Source organism: Candidatus Poribacteria bacterium (genome assembly GCA_028820845.1).
Lineage (GTDB): Bacteria > Poribacteria > WGA-4E > WGA-4E > WGA-3G > WGA-3G.
In genome coordinates this window covers 23,303-44,733 of record JAPPII010000018.1, presented here as the reverse complement: position 1 = coordinate 44,733, position 21,431 = coordinate 23,303, and the positions used below count along the sequence as shown (strand labels likewise).

Here is a 21,431-nt window from a genome sequence, read left to right as displayed (position 1 = left end):
GAGTTACTGCGTCGCTGATTCTGTAATCGTGAGTATCTGGTTGGGCACGACATCTCGGATTGTATCCACGACCCCGCTGGGCCAGCTCACCTCAATACTGTCGATGCGTTTGTGGGTACCGATGCCAAAATGCAGGCGTAAGTCGTTTTGAGAGAGATAACCCGACCCACCCCGTACTTCATCAATCTGAATCGAATCGCCGGTCTGAATTTTTACCCGTGCGCCGATACCTGCCCGATTGCTCCGCGTCCCAATCGTATGAATCAGAATCCAATTGCCGTGATTTTCACTATCGTTGCGAAGGAGTTGCGGGGTATCATTGGCGTTGGAGATTAGCACGTCCAAGTCACCGTCGTTATCGTAATCCCCAGTGGCAAGACCTCGACTCACCTCGCGTGCCTGTAACCCACTTCCGGCTTTCATTGAGACATTAACAAAGCGTCCCTGTCCGTTGTTAATCAAGAGGTAGTTCTGCTGCGGATAGGTCGTTGTGTCGTCGTATTGTTCGACCGTGTCTTGAAGATGACCGTTGGCGATGAGCAGGTCTTTGTCCCCGTCGTTGTCTACATCGAAAAAATCGGCACCCCAACCGACATAGGGGAGACTCTCAGCCATACCCGCCACAAACGATACATCTGTGAAGAAGCTGCCGTTATCGTTGCGATAGAGGGCATTCGGTTGTTGCTGATAGTTGACGGCGATGAGGTCTAAGCGGCCATCATTGTCATAATCTCCAAAATCGACCCCCATTGTTCCCTGTACGTTCCCGTTTTCGTCAGCCTCCACGCCTGCCATCCAGCCGACATTTGTGAATGTCCCATCACCGTTGTTGTGATAGAGAAAATTCTCCCCGGCATCGTTGCCGACATAACAATCTACGTCTCCATCGTTGTCGTAATCCCCGAACACGACTCCCATCCCTTTTCCGTCTTTATTATAGACTCCGGCAGTGGTGGTGACATCGGTAAACGTGCCATCGCCATTATTGCGATATAAGGTGTCTGGTGAACCTTCAAAGCTTTCCGGTGGGCAGTAAGTCGCCACGCCTTTTTGTGTGCAGTTGATATGCGTTTCAAAGTCAAAGTCGATGTAGTTAGCGACGTACAAGTCAACAAAGCCGTCGCTGTCATAATCGGCGAAGGCGCAGCCAAGACTCCAACGGTTGTCTCCGACCCCGGCGTACTGTGTGACATCCGTGAAAGTGCTATCGCCGTTGTTTCGGTAAAGCACATTCGCACCAAAATTCGTCACATATAAATCCAGATCGCCGTCGTTGTCGTAGTCAGCGGCAGCGCAAGCCGCACCGTAACCGGTATCTCCAACGCCTACTTGTTCCGTGACATCCGTGAAAGTGCCGTCGCCGTTGTTATGATAAAGTCGATTGGTGGGGAGTGTAGGTGAATGAGAGCCGGGCAAATCTGCGCTGTTAACGAAATATATATCCAGCAAACCGTCGTCGTCATAGTCAAAAAAAGCGACACCCGATCCAACCGTTTCCAAAAAATACCGCTGCCCGCTCCGGCCGTCAACGTGCTGAAACTGGATACCTGCCTCTTCTGTGACAGCAGTAAATGAAATTTTACCTTCGGTATCCGCCCAGCAGAAGGCATTAATTAAACAGGTTGTGAGAAATAGACAGATTGTGTAGCGCATAATAGGCTGTCAGCGATTAGCCATTAGCAGTCAGCAAAGAGATGTTTGATTAACCGAAAGTCTCTTTTACTAATAACTGACGGTTGTTGGAATCACCTCAAGATTAGTCTGACTCCTTCTTTTTCGCCTCGCGCACCTGATGAAGGTATGCTTGTGCCTGTTTGTTATCGGGTGTCAGTTTAAGAGCCTTCTGAAAAGTGGCTTCAGCCCGATTATAATCTTTCATGGCAAGATAAATCGCGCCGAGCATGTTGAGATTTTGCGCATTTGGGGTCATTTCAGTCGCTTTTTCAGCGAGTTGACGGGCGATTTCCAGATGGTGCGCAGATTCGTTTGGCTGATCGGACTGTTGATATAGTAGACCGAGCATCAGATGTCCTTTGATATATCCCGAATTAACACCAACTGCGGTTTTGTAGACGGTAACCGCCTTACTGCCCTGTTGATTCTGAATATAGAGTGCGGCGATTTTATCGTAAGCCTCCATCAGAGAGGCATCTTTGAGGATCGCGGCTTTATACTGCTCAAACGCTTTTTGGGGTTGCCCGTGGTCTGCGTAGATTTTCGCAAGTGCCATATAACCGTCAGGGTCGTCCGGTTTTTCACGAATTTTCTGCTGTGCTGCATCGAAGGTGTCTTGAAATTTCCGAATTTGCTGTGCAATCTCGTGTTGCTGCGCTGCCGCTTCAACCTGTCCGAGACGGAAGTAGCAGCGAGCGAGGTTGTGGTGAAGCGCGAGGTCTCCCTGACGGTGCGGGAGCACACGCTCATATTCGAGAACCGCTTTCTCATACTCGCCGATCTGCTGATAGACAAAGCCGAGTTCAAATCTTGCTGGTGTGTAATCGGCGTTAATTGCCAGCACCTGCTGAAAATCGGCGATTGCCCTCTCATACTCTCCCTGTTTAGTGTAGACGATGCCGCGATTACAGTGTATCTCTGGCGATGGCAACTTCAGTTCAATCGCCTGTGTATACGTTTCCAGCGCAAGGTCAAACTTGAACTGAGCGAGGTAGATGTTGCCCAATCCGAGATATGCTTGCGGCAACGTGGGATCTAATTCGATGACCTTCTGATATTCGCGGAGTGCCTCATCGAAGCGTTGCTGGTTGACAAACATCTCCGCTTGTCGATAGTGCTGTAGCAACAGTTCGGAGCGTTGGGCACTCACTGTGAAGCTTGAACAAAAAAGGATAAAAGCGGTTAGGAACAGATGTCTCATTGATGTGATTGCTTGATTTGACCCCAAGTCACAGGGAGTTTGCCACTCGGATCGACAGCAGCGGTCGTGCTGAAAATTATATCGCCCAACACGCCAGGACTGTTGTCATTTTCAAAATCACTCGACCACGCCATCGCGCCACCTTGTGGTGGATCGTAGACAGGATCAATATCCATTACCGTAATGTCAAATCCGATGACATCACCGTCTTCCGGTTTGATCCGTTTTCCGTAGTAGGGTTCAAATATTTTCCAAGGCATGCGCACCTCAAAAGTGTAGCTGCCTCCATCATTTTTCGCCATGATGTGTCCCTTTGCTGGACTGTTGAGCTCCAGGTCCTCGACTTGACCGTCTCTTTGAAATGCAGCACCTGCACCGCGTGCCGTCAACGGTGCAATTTCCCAATAGGTATCATCCGGTTCGTAAGTGCTAATCGCGGCAATAGCAGCGGTATCAAATTTCTTGTTTCCGAATTTTTTGGTCGGGGCATCGTGTTTCGTATCAAAACAGAGCCAATACCCTTCAAAATTCCTGCTGTCTCGTGCTGCAAAAGGTGGATCTAACTCGTTGATATCGTCATCAACGACTTCAAAGGCGAAATAGAGATTGTCATCATCCCACATGGTCATCCATGTAACATGGAGATCATCGTCGCCATCGATCTGTCCGCGGCTCACACGGTCCCCACCTTTATTTGTGTTGCGACCGGCACCGCCGCCTGCAACAATTTGATACCAATCCTGCGGTTTTGTGGTAATCTCTTGCGCGAGGCTTCTAACGATCTCCCATTCTACAAGGTCGCCATCAATAGTGATGTCTCCTCTCCTCGGTGCACTAATTGCCTCTCCACCAGAATGCGCAAACCCATCTGTTGTGAGGAGGATTAGCCAGATTGAAATAAGTGTTGCGACAAACAAACCGAGCGTTTTTTGAGCGTGAATCGTGAATTTCATGAAGTTACCCTCCTTTTTTCAAGTTTCTGGAAAGGTTTATGCTGAATTGTCTTAGAATGTTAAGGGGGAATAAGGTTTCCACCCATTTTCTGCGTAGGAAAAATAAGGGAGATAGCGGTTAATCAAGGACTGTTGTTCTCTCCAGTTTCAGATTAGGGGCAAGTCCGTTTGTAGTAGGGCAATTCATTGCCCGTTCGGGACGTGTGATGAATCGCACTACTACAAACTAACCCTTAAATCCAAGGTGGACAGACCACTATTTGTAACCGCGTTTGATCTCACCCCATCTCAATGGCAATTTGCCTTCGGGGTCAACAGAAGTTGCACTGCCGACAACCTCAGTGGAAATCATGAGATCGCCGAGTACACCCGGGCTATTATCGTTTTCAAAATCGCTCGACCATGCAACTGCGCCACCAAGCGGTGCGGCATACGTGCCGGGAGCGTCCCCGTCAATATCTGTGATTGTGATGTCGAATCCGATGACCAAACCGTCTGTAGGCGCGAGGGCTGCACCGAAAAACGGCTCAAAAATCGACCAAGGAAGACGCATCTCAGCGGAATAACCTGACCCTGTTTTCTGACCGGCGACGTGTCCGTTAGCGGGTTCGCCTAACTCTGGATCCAAACCGGCGCTCAAGGATTGTGCCCATGCCCCAATCCCGTCTGTCGTTAAAGGGGCAAATATCCAATAGTGGTCGTCCGCTTCATAACTGCTGTTGTTGGCGACGTGTCTCGTTTCAAACTCGTGGTGTGGAAACTCGAATACAGGGGCATCGTGCTTGGTATCAAACAGCAACCATATCCCGTCAATGTCTCCAGTCCGAGTGGCGAGATCGTTGGCATAAGCGTGTGTGGTATCATCGGTCACATCAAACGCGAAATAGAGGTAGTCGTCGTCCCACAGCGTCGCCCAACGCGCCAAGAAATCGTCGTCACCGTCGAATTTCCCGCGACTGACACGGAGCCCACCGTCGTTTGTGTCGGCACCTGCACCACCACCCGGAATAATTTGATACCAGTCTTGGTTATGTTTCGGATCGCGCGGGTCTACGACAATATCTTGCAGAGGGGAAGCTTCTTGAAATATTGCGTCCCATTCTGCTTCATCAAGCATGCCGTCAATCGTGATAGGCGTTTCGGTTTTTTTCGATGTTACTTCACCACCTGAATGTGCCATTACTGGCAATGTGGTTAGTGTAAATAAAACACAGCAAGCGATAGTAAATAGATTGGCTTTTATAGATAATGGTTTGTTTGGAAAAAACATTGTAAACCTCCTATGGATGATCTTTGTCCTAAAAGGCAAAGACGTTTCAGCCTTTTGTAAAGACATGCTTGATGTCTGGGTTTCGCAAGCAATAGGTACGTCGGTAAGACAAACGGACAGGATAGTTGCCATCGCGTGTCGTTGTGAGGATATTGAGATGCCTCAATTACCAGATGGCTTCTGTGGCAATTCTATGGTATGTGAAAATAAAAGTCAAGTTTTTTAATGGCTATAGCAGTTGCTGACTGCCATTAACGTTTTAAAGCAACCGAAACGCCATCACGGAGCGGGATAATCGTCGTGAATACCTCAGGCGAACTGTAGAGCAGCCGCGTTACCTCTCTAACACCGATCGTAGCCTCATGGAACCACTGCTCCTGTTCGTTAAGTCCTTCTGGAGCACTACCGGGTTCCTGCGTGACGACGCGTCCACCCCAAATCATGTTATCCGTAATAAACAACCCACCACTCCTGAGTCGCGGAATCGCTTTCCGAAACGCTTCGGGATACCCGTCTTTGTCGATGTCGTTGTAGATGATGTCAAACTCGCCTTCGGTATCGTCGATGATTTCAAGGGCGTTGCCGACGCGATAGTCGATGCGGTCTGCGATACCACTGCGCGCAAGATATCCCGCTGCGCGATCGGCGTTCTCCTGCGATCCATCGGTACAGATGATAGAGGCTTCCGGTTTTTGCAGTGCCTTTGCCATCCAATACGCCGAATAGCCGAAACCTGAACCCATCTCGAAAATCCGCGTTGGATTGGTAAGCAATACCAGCTGATGCAAAACGCGTCCGACGAGCGGTCCAACGATAGGGAAACGATTTGCGCGTGCGTGTGCCTCCATCTCTGTGAGGACTTCGTCGCGTTCAGGAATGATGCCGAGTAAGTAGTCGTCGATTGACGGGTGAAGAATATCCAAACGTTGCATAAATTACTCCTTGCTGACGAGTTTTTCTAACCTCGCCTATTTTTTAGATGCCTTCTTCTTTTCTCCAGCGTTCAAGCGGGTGTTCACGTGGCGTGAGTGGCATAGGGACCCGAGCTCCTTGCCGATGTGATTCCCATGTCGCATGTATCATTTCAAGACAATCACGACCATCCCTACCACTCGCGAAGGGGTCCCGGTCCTCTTCAATGGCTTCGATGAGATCGCGTAGCATGAGACGTTGCAATAGCAACCGTATTGAGGCTTTATCTCGTGGGTTACCTTCTTCGTCAAGGTCTTCAGCGGATAGATGCACCGGCTCCCACGCTTCTGCGGGTGTTTTGTGTTGTCCCTTGTGGATAAACATCGTCGTGCCGACACTCTCTCGGATGGCAATTCTGCCTTCAGTCCCGATAATGTCGATACCGTAGGCGTTATCGTTGGTTTCGGGCTGCGCGAGGAACTGCACATCCGCATGAATGCCGTTCTTGAAACGGAAAGCAGCGTGTCCACGCTCCCCAAGGACGAGTCCCGCGTCGCGGTCAAATGCGTGAACCTCTTGTGTGTGTTTGATGTCGTCAACGGTTGATTCGCGACCGTCCATCTGCACGAGGTGTGCGTGTGTCCACTCGACATCGCCCGCGAAAAGACGCAACCAGTCGTAGAGATGCGTGCCCATCTCCATGAGCGAATTACCTACCTTGCGTCCGCCTTTATCTGTTGCCTTCATTACAACGACATCGCCGATCTCGCCTTTTTCAATTAATGAAAGAACGTGACGGTTATATGGACTGGCGCGTTTGATGTGGTTAATGGCAAACTTGACGTTGTGTCGGTCGCAGGTTTCGACCATCTCGTCGGCTTCAATAAGGTTTAAAGCAGTCGGCTTTTCACAGAAGACGTGGATGCCACGCTGTGCCGCTGCGATTGTCGGGGGATGGTGCATGGGTGCTTGCGTTGGAACGATAACGATGTCGGGCTGCTGTGCGTCGAGCATCTTTTCGTAGTCGTCATAGATGGCTTCGACCCCGAACCGTTCGCTCCACGCCTTTGCTCGCTCTGGATTGATTTCTGCACCGGCGACGAGTTCGCAGTTCGTTTCTAACTTTACTGCTTCTGCATGCGCTCCACCCATGCCGCCCAAGCCGATAATTGCTATACGATAAGTGTTCATGGTGTCTCCAAATCGTGCTACTAAAGCGCAATTTGTCCTTGCCCTTATATTGTTTGCCCAAAAAAATATATGCTTCGTTTGCCTCTATCATAGCAACTTCAGCACCAGAATTCAACAAAAAATTGAAGAAAGAGTCATGGGGACGGTTGAATAAAAGAAGGGATGGATTATCGGGGTGTCTAAGCAAATTTGAACTATTGAAGATTAAAATCCAAATGAGCGAACCAAACCAACAATCTAATAGACAGGGCATACAACAGATGACAAAAGAACGAATTCGGATTTTAGTTGATACTTCACGCGATACCGGTTGGTCAGATGGATTGATACGAATCGAGCCGGACAGCATCTATCAAACCACTAACAACCGAAATTATCTCAGTGAAGCGGTGCTAAAAAATTACGATGTACACGCCTGGTGCTAATTGCTTTAAGATATGAGATGCTTTCAGATTCATGAAGGCTGCTGCTTTCGCTTTGGTGTTCGCCCATCCTTATGTTATCCTTTATTGTAAACCACCACAAAAAGGAGACATAAGGATGGACTTACAGGGGTGTGTAAAGTTTTTGACACTAAATCCTCAAAAATATAAATCACTAATACATTTTTAACTTTACACCCGTTAGCAAATAGAGTATAATATATCGTAAGACTTTCCAAAGAGATGAATATTGTACCAAACGACAAAATATTGGCGCGGAAACCGACACAAACGTTTTCAGAGGACTACAGAAGTTACTTACTGAATATCAACCGCTGATTGCTGACCGCTAACTCAAAAATGTTACACTTTTCGCCAAATTATTTTTTTCACAACAGAAAATTAAACATCAACGAACCCTTACGGTGACTGGGTTCTCTAACGTTACACACTATACGCCAAATGTTACACTGGTGTAACATTTTTAAGGGAAATCGCTGGAAAATATACCGTTAAGTTAAATACATATTCACGTCCGTATGATCCTACAAACCCTGATTCAGACAACTGAAAATCGAATGACTCTGGCGCAAAACGCCGGAGTTCTTGACATTTGTCAATTTTTCAAATATACTTACGTAATAGAAATTGCATCTTTGAAGTTACTCGGAGATATTCATGTTAGAGCAGAACTTTAAGATTTCGTGCCTTGTAGCAATATTGACGTTCTTGGTTGTGATAATAACACCGTCTAATTTACTGGCAGAAGGTGCTGAGAAAATGAACCTTAAAAAAGTAATATTTGAGACCGATATGTCTACAGACGTAGATGATGTAGGGGCATTGGCTGTGCTTCATGCCTTGGCAGATAGTGGAGAGACTGAGATCCTTGCTGTTAGTTTCAACGAAGTACATCCGAGTGCTGCCAACGCTATTTGTGCGATAAATACGTGGTACAACCGCGAAGACATTCCCATTGGTATCTATAAAGGTGATCTCGCTGATCCTGATGAATCCAGTTATCTGGATGCACTCGCTAATTTTCCACATCATCTCCCGACCACTCCTACACCGAGTTCTTTGGAGCTTTACCGACAGGTGCTTAGTGAACAACCCGATGACTCGGTAACAATTATCAGCGTCGGTTTCCTCAACAATCTCTACGATCTCCTGAAAACCGATTCTAACCTCGTTAAGCAGAAAGTCATCGAACTCGTGGTGATGGCGTTGGTTGTTGATGATCCGTACAACACAGTTCGTCACAATCAGATTGATAAATCAGAATATGTTATCCACAATTGGCCCACACACCTTGTTATCAGCCACTATGGAGAGTCTGTCCATACCGGTGCCAGACTTGCGGAAACAGCTGCTGAAAATCCTGTGCGTGAAGCGTATTATCGACGTTTTAACGGGCAGTATAGGGGACGTTCCAGTTGGGATCAGTTGGCTGTCTTATACGGTGTCCGCGGTGTTGGTGACTATTTCACTGAGGTCACAGAAGGCAAAGGTAGATTGTCGAATGGGTATGAATGGGAGATGAAACAAGGCTTTCGGTCTTATCTGGATCCAAAGGTGTCGGATAGTGAGTTTGTCCGTATCGTTGAAGACTTGATGATTAAACCGCCGAGAAAGTGAATCTAAAAAGCGGACCTCAATAATTTCTGTTTGTAGTAGCGCAATTCATTGCGCTTTTGTGTTTTATTATTAAAGGAACACCAACCACAATGGCAGACTTTTACACGGTTGAAAAGCGGGACGGACGTTGGTGGTTCATTACACCCGACGGTGCACCTTTCTGGTCCATCGGCATGAACCATATCGACTCGGCTGCGTTGCGGTATGTAGAGTCAGATGGCGTGTGGGAAGGCGAGTTCGCCAACAGTCATGAACAGTGGCTCCGCGCAGTCGCCGATGATCTGCGGGATTGGGGCTTTAACACGATTGGCTGGACTCAGGAAGTCGTAATTATCACTGACGGCTACCATCGGCATTCGCGACCCTTTACTTATGAGGAGTACCAATGGGCGGACATGCCTTACTGCCATCTGCTACCTTTCACTGAGGCACATCAGTGGCAGGTTGAAGTTCGTATGCCTGATCTTATGAGCCCCGATTTTGAAGAGTGGTGCGACTATGTCGCCCGCGATGAGTGCGTACGCTTGCGGGATGATCCCAAGCTAATTGGCTACTTCTACTGCGATTGTCCGCAGTGGGTGCACGCCTCGCCTACCACAAAGTGGCGCGGGTCGTTGGTCGATCCAGACCTGCTCGAATCAGAAGCGGGACGACGCGAACTCTCGGCGATTGCCGAACGTTACTATAAGGTCACCCATGACGCTATCCGTCGCTACGACCCGAACCACCTAATCTTGGGTGACCGTTGGGAAGCAAACGCAGTGCTACCCGAGGAAGTCGTCCAAGCAGCACTGCCCTACATTGATGTGCTCAGTTTTCAATGTTTTGGGACGGTAGCGAATATTGCTACGAAGATGCAACGCTGGGCAGGCTTCGCAGACCGACCGGTGCTGCTGGCAGACGCGGCGGGACATATACGCGCTCACAGTGACACAAGCTGGCCACCAACGGCGAACCGTTTGCACGATACAGACCACTATCAACAAGTGATGGACGCACTCTGGGAGATCCCACAATGCGTCGGATACCACCTATGTGGGGCATACATTCGGAACAACGCACGCAAATGCGGGTTTCGAGACCGGACAAACAGGCAGATTAACGAAACGATTGCTGGGATTCGCGTCGTCAACACTGAAATGCAGCGGAGACAGAACCTATGACACATACACTTGATACGTATGGCGGCATAACCCCACTCGACAGCGATACGCTACAAACTCCGGTTAGGATGTCTGGAAATCCTTAAAAGAGTGACAATTGCTCAGTAGAATTTTGATTTGCAATTGAAGCAGGCTTCGCCTTTTTGACGAAGATACGTTCAACAATTTCCTTTGCACCATTGACAGGATCAAGACTATAACCGCCCAACTTAATCAGTTCGGCATTGCCTTTTGGGGCATCGTCAAGACAGTTTGGATTGAGAACGAAAAGCGGTAAATCCATACTGAGTGCCGTTTTTGCGGCACTGAAGGTTCCACTCATTTTGCCTTGCTCATTTCGCTCGGGTCCTGATTCAATAACAACAACCGCCTTAGATAGTCCGCACACAAGTTTATTCCGCACCATTGCATTGCGCGCCCGCCACCTGGAATTTGGGTCAAATTGCGAAACGGCGAGTACGTCTTGATCCCAATTGAACTTCTTAAATGCACTTTTTTGATGCAGCTGCTTGATACCGTGAGGAAGTACGAGTGTTGTTGTTCCTTCCGCCTCTAATGCACCTAAGTGTGCTTCCGAATCAACCCCTTTGGCGTATCCAGAGACGATGTTTAACCCTTCGTCTGCGAGATCTCCAGCGAGTTTTTTCGCAATACGAATCCCTATATCTGATACGTTCCGCGCCCCAACGATTGCGACACTATCTGACATAAGCCGTTTCTGCCGCCCTTTAACAAATAGAATTGGTGAAATTTCAAGGATGTGTGGCTGAAGATCGGGGTGCCCGGGATAAATGATATTGACCCCTTGCCTTTTGAGTTCCTCGTACTCTTTTGACACCTTCTCTCTATCCTCTGCACGGATTTTTCCATTAAGAATTTTCGCTAATTTCGGAAATTGTGCTGAGAGTTCACTTTGGCTTCGCGGTAATATTTCTGGGTTTAGGTTGTCTGCTTCCAAGATTTCGGCAATCGAAACCAGTAATTTGGGACCTATCCCACGCGTCTTAAAGAGTCGAAACCAGAAATAATCTCTGTTAATGCTCATTTTTCTGTCCTTGTTTGGCTTGATTTTGGTAACCTCGGAGTTCATAACCTCAATTACGACCTGTCCGTGTTCGAGTGAGGGTTAAGACGAGAACATGTTGAACACCGCTCTGTTCATAGAGAGCTTTGGTTGCCTCTGTTAAAGTAGTTCCTGAGTCATAGAGGTCATCAACCAACAAAACGCATTGATTTTTCAAATCTTGGGACTGCACCACAAACGCCCCACGGAGTTGTTCACGTTTACTCTCTATGTTTGGAAGATTCTTGAGGGGTACTGTCTGCTTTACTTTCATCAGATAATCCATTCGGACCGGTACACTTAGAAGTTTCCCTATTTCCTGTGCGACTTCGGTAACAGGCTGAAAATTTCTATTTTGATCTGAGGGTGGGATCGGAAGAGTCGCCTTCAGATATGGAAGGATCGGATATCCATCAACGGCAAATTCTTCTTTAACGAATTTGGCAGCAACTTCTGCTATAGGTTGAAGTTTGGTTCTATCGTGTCGATATTTTAACTGATAGACCCATTCACCAAACTCGGGTCGTTTCGTATCATATCCTCCGCCCGGCAAAGGACGACTTGATAGTGTATGAATGTCTAAAGCCCAACCTGCTCGCCAATTACCGCGAATTTCTTGTGGGTTGATATCTGTCATAGTTCTGGCACCATTTGTGTCCTCCTGCCTTTGTGAAGAAGTATACCATGTTTTGTGAAGGGTATCAACCAAATTTCACAGCAATTCAAGCTTCTATATTGGACATCAATTGGATTTTATGTTATACTTAACGCCAAGGTTGTAAAACATACGGAGAACATCATGCCAAACATTACGGAGATGAACCCTATCGAATTCCGGGAGTTACTCCACACGCTCGTTAACGAGGAACTCTTCAAATCGCGGGAACGCCTTGCTGCATTACTCGCAAAGGAGGGTCCGCGCGAGGCACTGGATGCAGAATTCTTTCACTTCCACGGCGACTATGTAGATTTCGCCTATTGGTTAGAGGATTACGAAGAAGATCCGCTTGAAGGACTCACACAGGATACACCACTCGTTAAAAAACTCAAACGGCAGCGCGAATATGTCCTCGCTAATCGGAAGACGACTCTTAAAGAACGGAACTTCAGACGGATGGGGATCTACCTCAACAGTGATCCGATGCCAGAAAAAAAAATCACTGACTTATCAATGGAAGAATACCGAGCTTTGCTTCGCGACCTCGTCACCCAAGATATCTTCCCAGTACGTGAGAGGCTTGTTGTGCTGCTTGATAAAAATCCTTCAGATAAAGAGTTAGAAGTGGCATTTCGAGAGTTTTACGTCGCCTATGAACTTCTGGAGGGTGCTTTTGAAGATTATCACTACGATCCGGACGAAGGATTGGAATTCCGCCCGGAAGTTATTGAGAGGATTGATCAAAGTATAGCAGAAATCGAAGCTGGCACAGCAGAAACGATTTCACTTGAGGAGGTTGCTAAGGAGTTTGGGGTAAAATTGAAATGTACACGTTAGTGCTAAGATCCGGGGCGAGATCGGATATGCAGCGTTTACATCCCACAATCCGGGCAAGAGTACTCGAAAAACTGGAAAATTTATGTGCAAATTGGGATGAACACCCGAAAAAAGCATTGAAAGGTATACACAGAGGCAAATTCAGTCTAACAGTTGCCAAACATTATCGAGTCCTTTACTCCTTCAATGCAAGAACCCAAGAGGTTTTTGTGCATGAAGTTGGGCACCGTAGCAATGTTTATTAACGTGAGCTTGAAAATAAATCTGTAGGTCGGGTAGAGCGGTAAATATACACGAAAAACCCTATAATGGGCACAAATATGTCGTTTTCAAGGCACATTCTGCCTAAATAGCAGGAGCGAAACCCGACATCCTACGTTTATCAAACTCACGTTTTATTCGGTGCAAAATCGCGGATTTGTAGGATTAGATGTTTCCTCATACATCTATCCGATACACACGAACAGCCGTATCGTGAAACAGCGCAGCACGTTCACTCTCCGAATATCCCGATGACAACCGTTTGAACGCATTATACATCACATTGTACGAGAACGAAACCTTATCAACAGGGAAGTTGCTCTCGAACATACACCGCTCTGGACCAAACTGATCAATACAATAGTTCATAAAGGGGGCCATAGATTCCGCCAACTCTTCAGAGCCAATTGGTTCTTCCCGTTCGTGCCAGTCAAAACCCGTACGAGGCATCCCAATACCACCAAGTTTCATGTGAACGTTCGGACACGCCGCGACTGCAGCGATGCCGTCCCGCCAATTCGCCAGCACCTCGTCATCCTTACCGCCGTAAGGACCGACCCGTAGCAAACCGCCAATATGGTTTGAGATAATCGTCAAATCAGGGACGGCTTTCGCAAAATCAGCGAGTTCAGGGAGTTGTGGCGCGTACATCCAAGCCTCAAAAGACATCCCCATACCTGCCAACACCCGCGCCCCTGCTCGGAAGTCCTCACGCTCTAGTTGTCCTTCTGCTCTGTAAGCGGACGCGCCTGCTATCTCCGGGTGTGGGTCCCAAGTGACAGAATGGCGAATCCCTCGAAACCGATTCGGGCTTGCCGCTTGTAGTGCCTCCAGTACGGGTTCGACGCGCTCACCGAGGTTCAAGTTCGCATGTCCAACAATCGCAGCGGCAGCGCGACTCGTGCCGTATAGACCGCTCGCACTCGCAGCCGCCAACCCTTGCACGAATTCAACCTCACCGACAGGACGCATTTCCGCCGGTCCATCGGCTCGGTACATCGCTCTCGCCTCAACGAATACAGTAGAGCGCACATTGTGTCCGCTATTGATGTCTGCTATCAACTCGTGGAGCAAGTAGCGTTGGTAAGGAATCCGCTCGGTTCGGAAATCCCAAAAGTGGTGATGTGGATCGCAGATAGGGATCTCTGGTTCCAGTGTCGGTTCTTCGGTTAAAGCGAGCCAGTCATTATCTCCATAAGGCATTATGAATACCTCCATCTCTACAGTCAATTCGGGTTGTCATTTTGCGATTAAAATACACTGTAGAGCATTTGGGAGTTTTTGTCAAATAGGTTTTTGGAGTGCCGTTCATTGGGTTTAGATGGTTTTATGCTACGCTTTCCTTGCCTATGAAATGCTTTTATGGCATAATAATTGCGGGAATGGCGTGATTTTAGTATTAATCATTGATAAAACGAAAGATTTAGTTCTTCAGCGGTGTTCCTAAAAAATCACGATAATTTCGTCTGTGAGAACTTCGTGAAGTTTTACATATATTAAGAAGTTTTCATAAACTAAGGGGGTGCGTATGTTTTCAGAAGCGTCACAAAAATCTGAAAGTCAAAATGGGCACGGGTTTGGTACAGCTCCTGTTTTTTTAGCTTCAATTAGCACAATCCTCGGTGCTATCCTTTTTTTACGGTTCGGTTACGCTGTCGCGCATGCTGGGCTCTGGGGGACACTTATGGTTGTTCTGCTTGGGCATTTGGTGACAGTCCCTACCGTTTTGGCAGTGTCTGAGATTGCGACAAATCGCCGAGTCGCTGGCGGTGGTGCGTATTATATTGTGAGTCGTTCCTTCGGTGCGAGTATCGGAGGTTCGATCGGCATCGCGCTGTATATTTCGCAAGCGATCTCGGTTGCTTTTTATATTGTCGCTTTTGCGGAAGCCTTTCAACCAGTTTATGAATGGGTTGAGGCTACTTATGGCTTTGGTTTAGATGCGCGCTGGGTAAGTATTCCTTGCACGTTCCTGATGTTGGTGATCATGCTGACGAAAGGGGCAGGCGTAGGGGTACAACTTCTCTGGTTCGTCTGCGTAATGCTTGCGGTCTCAATTCTGGCTTTCCTATTTGGTGAGGGGCCCGACTCTATACGACCCGAGGGGTTGAATCTTACGGCGCGGATTGAAAATCCGGATGGTTTTGGGACGGTTTTCGCGACCTGTTTCCCTGCCTTTACAGGCATGATTGCGGGCTTGGGGTTGTCGGGAGATCTAAAGAATCCTCGGCGGAGTATACCTCTCGGCACAATCGGCGCGACGTTCGGCGGTATGGTAATATACGTCCTTGTTGCTGTCAAATTGGGACAGAGTGCCACACCTGAGGCACTGGATGAGGACCAATTTATCATGGCGCAAGTCGCCCTCTGGAGTCCGGCAATCTATATCGGATTAGGCGCAGCCGCACTATCCTCTGCCCTCGGTTCAATCATGGTGGCACCAAGGACGCTGCAAATGCTCGCCCGTGATAACGTCTTTCCGATTCCGAGACTGAATCGTCTGATGGAAACCGGTGTGGGAAAAAGTCAAGAACCCGTGTACGCGACGGGTGTGTCGGGTATTGTTGCTATAGTGTTTGTTGTCATAGGCGATGTGGACTTTATCGCCCAAATTTTGAGTATGTTTTTTATGGTAACTTATGGAGCCCTCTGTGCGGTATCATTTCTTGAGCATTTCGCAGGCAATCCGTCTTATCGTCCGACCTTTCATTCTCGTTGGTATTTGTCTCTGCTGGGGACCGTGATGTGCGGGCTGATGATGGTTCAGATTAGCGCGTTCTATGCCCTGATTGCGCTCGTCCTCATGGGTGGCACCTACATAGGGCTTCGCCGCAGCCGTCAAGACGAGCGCGACTTTGCCGCAATCTTTCAAGGAACAATGTTTCAGCTAACCCGTTGGTTGCAGACGACCCTCCAAAAAAGTCGGGCTATGACCTCTGAAGGTGGATGGCGGCCTTCGATCGTCGCCGTTTCACGTTTAGGGGAACATCGACTTGGGCATTTCGACTTGCTCCGGTGGATCTGCCACAGACACGGTTTCGGACACTTCGTTCAACTCTACCTTGGGGATTACACATTTCCAAACGAGATAAAGGCACGCCTCCACGTTGATGAACTCATTAAACGGACGGAGGTCAGTAGAGCCAGCGTTTTCGTTGATACCCTGATTTGTCCAACGTTTCAACTTGCAATCACACAAATAGCACAGATGCCGGGGATTTCGGGGTTGCCTAACAATACCATACTCTTTGAGTTTGATGAGGAGACTCCAGAGGAAATTGAGGAGATCAAACAAGGCACGCGGATCGCTGTAAATTCGCTTTTCAATATTCTAATCCTCAGATCCACGGGGTACCGCTTCGGTTATAAGTCCTCCATCCATGTCTGGGTGACAGAGGAGAATCTAAATAATGCCCCGATGATGCTCTTGCTGGCGTATATTATTATTGGACATCCCGACTGGAAAGGCGCAGAGATTAGACTCTTCGCTTGTTCCGATTCCAGAGACGCTGAGCGAGAAGCGGACAAACTCTCGACCCTCATGATAGAAGGACGATTGCCAATCTCGATGCAAAATGTGACATCAGTTTCCTATGACAGTTTGGAATCATTGGAAGACGAAGTGTCCCATCAATCCGCTCAGGCTGACCTCGTCATCACAGGATTAACCGGCGAAGACCTTAATTCTGATGACTTGTCTCAAATACTCCAGCGTTATGATGAAGTGAAAGATGTGTTGTTTGTGCATTCTATCGAACAGATTGTCATCGACTGATAAGGAAAGTTATGAAGTGTGCTAAGGTTGTTAGTTGTAAGTTATTAAGAGGTAATTAGAAATGATAAAGCGAGCAGATAATCGTGAGCCGCAAAGATCGCTTGCGAAAAGCAGCAAGTATACTAAAGTCGGCTTGCCCCCTTCAGGCAACGAGTGGAAGAATTCTGTAAAGTTGGGACGCAATCTGAAACAACTTCACAACTTTACAGACTTTAGAACACTTTACGGATTTTCTAATGTCTGTGTTTTGGTGTTACTGCTCCTGTTTATAGTTATGGGATGTGGGACATTAGCAACTGATCGGCAATCCGATGTACCCTTTGAGGATTCCCAAACGGGTTCGGCACCTGTAAAGACGTGGCCCACGGAACGGACGCTCGTCAGTAACGAAGTTAACTGTATTGCTGCAGATGCAGACAATGTATGGATTGCGACAGCGAGGGGAGTTTCGCGCTGGGATCGCCAACAGGACAAGTGGTTCCACTATACAATGGAAGATGGGTTGGCAAACGATATGGTGAATGCTGTTGCTGTTGATGGGCAATGGGTTTGGTTTGCTACGGATGAAGGGGTGAGCCGTTACGATGTCCAAACAAACGCTTTTTCGACTTTCCGAACCATTGACGGTTTGGCGAGCGACCAAGTCTCTTCTGTTGCAGTGGACGGAAACTACGTGTGGTTTGGGACATCCGATGGGTTGAACCGTTATGACAAAACGATAGATAGTTGGGCGGTACGCACTCGGAAAGATGGCTTAGTCAGCAAAGTAATTACAACGATCGCAGTCGAGCCGGAGTACGTCTGGGTCGGCACCGATAGAGAAATAAATCCTGATCCACATGGATGGGATGAGGATCCAAGGTTCAGCAGGGGTGGGGTGAGTCGCTATCATCGAGATACCGATTCTTGGAATAACTATACCAAATCAGATGGTTTGATAGGCAGCCAGATTGCTACGATTGCGGTGGACGATGACAGTGTTTGGTTTGGCACGCAAAACGAGGGGGTCAGTCAATACAATCAGGTTGACCAAACGTTCATCAAAACGTATACGAAAACTGATTTGCTCAGAAGCAATATGATTACCTCGATCCGGGCAGATGGGTTCCAAGTCTGGTTCGGAACTGCTAATGCGGGTGTGCATCGGTTCATTAAACCTGTCAACACATGGGTCCACTACACGAGAGCAGATGGATTATCGAGCAATCATGTCAGCTGGATTACAACACAAGGTAACGATGTCTGGTTCGCGAGCAAAGAGGATGGTGTGAGCCGTTTTGATAAGGTAACCGGTGAGTGGACGCTTTACAAACAAGCCGATTTTCTCACCGACAACGACGTACGGGATATAGCGCGCGACCCGGATGGAAACTTTTGGGTTGCGACAGTCGCAGGGATTTCGATTTACTCACCGCAAACGCACAGTTGGGAAACGATTTCCAAAGAAGATGGATTGCCAACTTCCTATATCACATCAATATGTATTCAGCTAAGCAGTCGACAGTCGCCAGTCGCCAGTAATGCTTCTCTGGAAACTGATAACTATTCCATTTGGATCGGGACCGATCGCGGGCTTGGGACACGGGCATCTTTGGGCGGTGAATGGACATTTCGGATCCCATCTCGTGAGAAAACACAAGGTGAAGCTTTCGTGACATCCGTTGATGTGGATACTGCATCGCCGAGCCACTACCTTTGGCTCGGTACGAGTCTCGGTCCTGCGGTGTATGATACAATTTCTCAAGTATGGACGCAGCTTGCCCTACCAGATACGCCTAAAGACCCACTTATATCATCTGTACTCGCTCGCGATGCCAATGTTTGGTTTGGCGGTGCGGAAGGTGTTTGGCGGTATTCGATTGAAGATGAGAAGATGCACTCGGCCGCCGACGGTCTTCCGAATTCTTACGTTAATGTGCTGCTTACTACAGATTCGGGGTTACAAACCGCTCCCACAGGACAGACACTTTGGGCAGGGACACGTCAAGGGCTGGCAAAGTATGACAGCACCCGCCAGTCTTGGCTTCCACTCTCCTTTAATAAACAGTTGCCCTCTCCCAATGTTACCGCACTTGCCTTTCAAGATGGCGTCCTTTGGATCGGCACACCACACGGTCTCGGCAGTTACACAATCGCTTCTGATTCTTGGAATTCCCTCTCAAACGTGCCCTATAGTATTCGCGACATCCTCTGTGAGGCGGATGGAACACTTTGGTTGGCAACAGATATTGGTCTGGTTGAATATGAGACGCAAAGTGGGAGAGAGGTAGCACATCAGTCCCGTCCAGTGCGGGAGCCGTTCCTTGAAATCAAAGTCTCGAACATCAAGTTCGATGGCGATTACATCTGGTTCAGTAACTGGGGAGCTTCACCCAATGGTGGTATTGTACGATTTCATCGGCCAACAGAGACGTGGCGGCGTTTTACACGCTTAGATATTCTGAAGTCTACGCAGAAAAGATCCATGACACTCCTGCGTTGGACCTATGTGGATACGGACGCAGTCTGGTTCACGACAGACTACGGTATTCTCCGTTACGATAAAATGGCGGATACATGGCAGCATTTTACGACAGAGGATGGACTCTCTACAGACGATTTAAGTAAAATTGCTGTGAGTGAACAGAGTGTCTGGGTCATTCCGATGATAGGTTTGGAATTAAACCATTATAGTAAAACGACTCGGACATGGGAAGTAGTTGAAGAGGATAGGCATGAGCAGATTGAACGTGTAAATGCACTTGGGGTTGATGGACCAAATGTCTGGTTTGCATCTGGGCGTGGACTCACTCGGTACAATGAGATTACCCGTGAATGGAAAGACTTCGGTCCAAGGGATGGACTCGCCGGTAGAGGCGGAGAGTGGATTACTGTAGATGACGATTTCATCTGGGTTGCGCGTTCGGAATGGGACAGAGGTAGCAACCGTCCATTGTCGCGGTACGATAAGAAAACAAAAAAATGGACAACCTTTTCAACGAACGATGTACTTGCTTCGAGGACCATTAGACGCATTATTGCAACAGAGAAGGACGTATGGATACTCTATAGACCTTGGGAAGATGTAGGAGTTACACGATACGATAGGCGGAACAAAGAGTGGACGACAATCAGATCCGGACGCGGAACGCTTGAACTGGCAGCCGACGAAGATTATCTATGGTTAGCTGCACCCAACAGTGGGCTTCGGCGATTCCATTTCGCTTCTGGTACTTGGGCAGCGTTTAGAGATATCAAAGGCCTACTCCATAACCATGTCGGTGAGTATGGGCTTGCGGTTGATGAAGACTACGTATGGGTCGGAACCTTGCGTGGGCTTTCCCGCTATGACAAGCGGAAAGAATCTTGGACACCTTTGACATCATTGCCAACGCTTGTTGGTCGGACTGTTCGGACAGTTGATACAGATGAACGTTTTGTCTGGGTCGGAACTGACAAAGGTATGTCCCGCTATGATAAATCCTTGGGGACTTGGAAGAATTATCGGCAGGAAGGTGGATCCGAAAATATAGAAACCCATGGCGGCCACTGGCATGAGCATCGACGCAAAAAGAGAGACACGCTCTCCGATGACGTTGTGAGCTCTATTGTAACCGATGAACAATATGTCTGGGTCGGGACACGCGATGGGGCGAACCGCTTTGATAAATTAGCACTCCGGTGGGATCAGTACAAAACTGAGCATGGGTTGCCTGCCAATAATATAACCTCTGTCAGCAGTGACGGCGATAGCATCTGGGTTGGCACTAACTCTGGGATTGGAAAATATCCTCGCACAGCGGATGACCTTAATGCTTGGATCACCTATACGTCGGGAACCGAAATCCAGCCTTCCGCTATATCTAAGGAGTTCGCAGAATCGTTAGTTACCGATCAAATTTGGTGTATCACGGCAAGCAAGAGACACGTCTGGGTCGGGACACGCCGAGGGGTCAGCAAGTACGACATCGGTAGAGACACTTGGAAGACAATCACAGTGGAAGATGGGCTTGCAAGTGATGAAGTCAGTTGTATCGCTATTGATGGCGATCGGGTCTGGTTTGGCAGCGATCGTGGTGTGACGCTCTATAATGAAAAGACGAATATTTGGGATGCCTATACAACAGAAGATGGGCTCGCCAGCAACAAGGTTACCAATATCGGTGTGGATGGCACGGAACTGTGGATCGGCACCTATAATGCAGGCGTCAGTCGGTTTAATCAGTTGACGGATAGTTGGACGACTTACACCCGAGAGGACGGTTTAGCACATAACGGTATCCTCTCCGTGGCGGTAGATAACACCTATGTTTGGTTTGGCACATATCGTGGATTGAGCCGTCTTGATAAACACACAGGAACCTGGACAACCTTCACGGAGTCCTACGGACCGGAGGATATTTTGAGATAGCCGTCAGCCATCAGTTTGTGGTA

15 protein-coding genes are annotated in these 21,431 nt (G+C 48.1%); 6 read left to right on the top strand and 9 right to left on the bottom strand.

Going from position 1 to position 21,431, the window contains the following annotated elements; all coding sequences use genetic code 11:
* Positions 1-3 precede the first annotated feature (3 nt).
* From OXN25_04900 to OXN25_04875, 6 genes are all read right to left on the bottom strand, one after another.
* On the bottom strand, positions 4-1,653 hold the full coding sequence (locus tag OXN25_04900) for a CRTAC1 family protein (protein MDE0424189.1): 1,650 nt from the start codon (positions 1,651-1,653) through the stop codon (positions 4-6).
* A 103-nt stretch (positions 1,654-1,756) separates the two neighbouring features.
* Positions 1,757-2,875, bottom strand: a complete 1,119-nt coding sequence (locus tag OXN25_04895) for a tetratricopeptide repeat protein (GenBank protein ID MDE0424188.1) — start codon at positions 2,873-2,875, stop codon at positions 1,757-1,759.
* Positions 2,872-3,828, bottom strand: a complete 957-nt coding sequence (locus tag OXN25_04890; GenBank protein ID MDE0424187.1) for a hypothetical protein — start codon at positions 3,826-3,828, stop codon at positions 2,872-2,874. Before OXN25_04890 ends, OXN25_04895 begins: the two co-directional genes overlap by 4 nt.
* A gap of 256 nt (positions 3,829-4,084) precedes the next feature.
* A complete protein-coding gene (locus OXN25_04885) occupies positions 4,085-5,098 on the bottom strand; it encodes a hypothetical protein (protein MDE0424186.1) in 1,014 nt (337 codons plus the stop codon).
* A gap of 251 nt (positions 5,099-5,349) precedes the next feature.
* Entirely contained in the window at positions 5,350-6,030 is a 681-nt protein-coding gene (locus OXN25_04880; GenBank protein ID MDE0424185.1) for an O-methyltransferase, read from the bottom strand.
* Positions 6,031-6,073: 43 nt separating this feature from the next.
* Positions 6,074-7,201: a Gfo/Idh/MocA family oxidoreductase gene (locus tag OXN25_04875; protein ID MDE0424184.1), complete on the bottom strand. Its 1,128-nt coding sequence runs from the start codon at positions 7,199-7,201 to the stop codon at positions 6,074-6,076.
* A 260-nt stretch (positions 7,202-7,461) separates the two neighbouring features.
* Between OXN25_04875 and OXN25_04870 the strand changes: the two genes are divergently transcribed.
* From OXN25_04870 to OXN25_04860, 3 genes are all read left to right on the top strand, one after another.
* Entirely contained in the window at positions 7,462-7,626 is a 165-nt protein-coding gene (locus tag OXN25_04870; GenBank protein ID MDE0424183.1) for a hypothetical protein, read from the top strand.
* A 675-nt stretch (positions 7,627-8,301) separates the two neighbouring features.
* The gene (locus tag OXN25_04865; protein MDE0424182.1) at positions 8,302-9,261 is read left to right on the top strand and encodes a nucleoside hydrolase; all 960 of its coding nucleotides are present in this window, start codon (positions 8,302-8,304) and stop codon (positions 9,259-9,261) included.
* An 89-nt stretch (positions 9,262-9,350) separates the two neighbouring features.
* Positions 9,351-10,424 (top strand): agarase, encoded by a 1,074-nt coding sequence (locus OXN25_04860; GenBank protein ID MDE0424181.1) that lies wholly within the window; start codon positions 9,351-9,353, stop codon positions 10,422-10,424.
* An 82-nt stretch (positions 10,425-10,506) separates the two neighbouring features.
* Here OXN25_04860 and OXN25_04855 read toward each other — a convergent pair whose 3' ends face one another.
* Both OXN25_04855 and OXN25_04850 read right to left on the bottom strand, forming a co-directional pair.
* Positions 10,507-11,469, bottom strand: coding sequence for a DNA-processing protein DprA (locus OXN25_04855; protein ID MDE0424180.1), 963 nt, complete (start codon positions 11,467-11,469; stop codon positions 10,507-10,509).
* A 49-nt stretch (positions 11,470-11,518) separates the two neighbouring features.
* Entirely contained in the window at positions 11,519-12,124 is a 606-nt protein-coding gene (locus OXN25_04850) for a phosphoribosyltransferase family protein (protein MDE0424179.1), read from the bottom strand.
* Positions 12,125-12,286: 162 nt separating this feature from the next.
* On the opposite strand from OXN25_04850, the gene OXN25_04845 reads away from it, so the two are divergent.
* Positions 12,287-12,982, top strand: a complete 696-nt coding sequence (locus OXN25_04845) for a hypothetical protein (GenBank protein ID MDE0424178.1) — start codon at positions 12,287-12,289, stop codon at positions 12,980-12,982.
* A 438-nt stretch (positions 12,983-13,420) separates the two neighbouring features.
* Here the strand turns inward: OXN25_04845 and OXN25_04840 are convergent, their stop codons facing one another.
* Complete coding sequence (locus tag OXN25_04840; protein MDE0424177.1) at positions 13,421-14,446, bottom strand: amidohydrolase family protein; 1,026 nt, start codon at positions 14,444-14,446, stop codon at positions 13,421-13,423.
* Between the two features lie 325 nt (positions 14,447-14,771).
* On the opposite strand from OXN25_04840, the gene OXN25_04835 reads away from it, so the two are divergent.
* Both OXN25_04835 and OXN25_04830 read left to right on the top strand, forming a co-directional pair.
* On the top strand, positions 14,772-17,018 hold the full coding sequence (locus tag OXN25_04835) for a hypothetical protein (GenBank protein ID MDE0424176.1): 2,247 nt from the start codon (positions 14,772-14,774) through the stop codon (positions 17,016-17,018).
* 61 nt (positions 17,019-17,079) lie between these two features.
* Positions 17,080-21,408, top strand: coding sequence for a hypothetical protein (locus OXN25_04830; GenBank protein ID MDE0424175.1), 4,329 nt, complete (start codon positions 17,080-17,082; stop codon positions 21,406-21,408).
* The last annotated feature ends 23 nt before the right edge of the window (positions 21,409-21,431 follow it).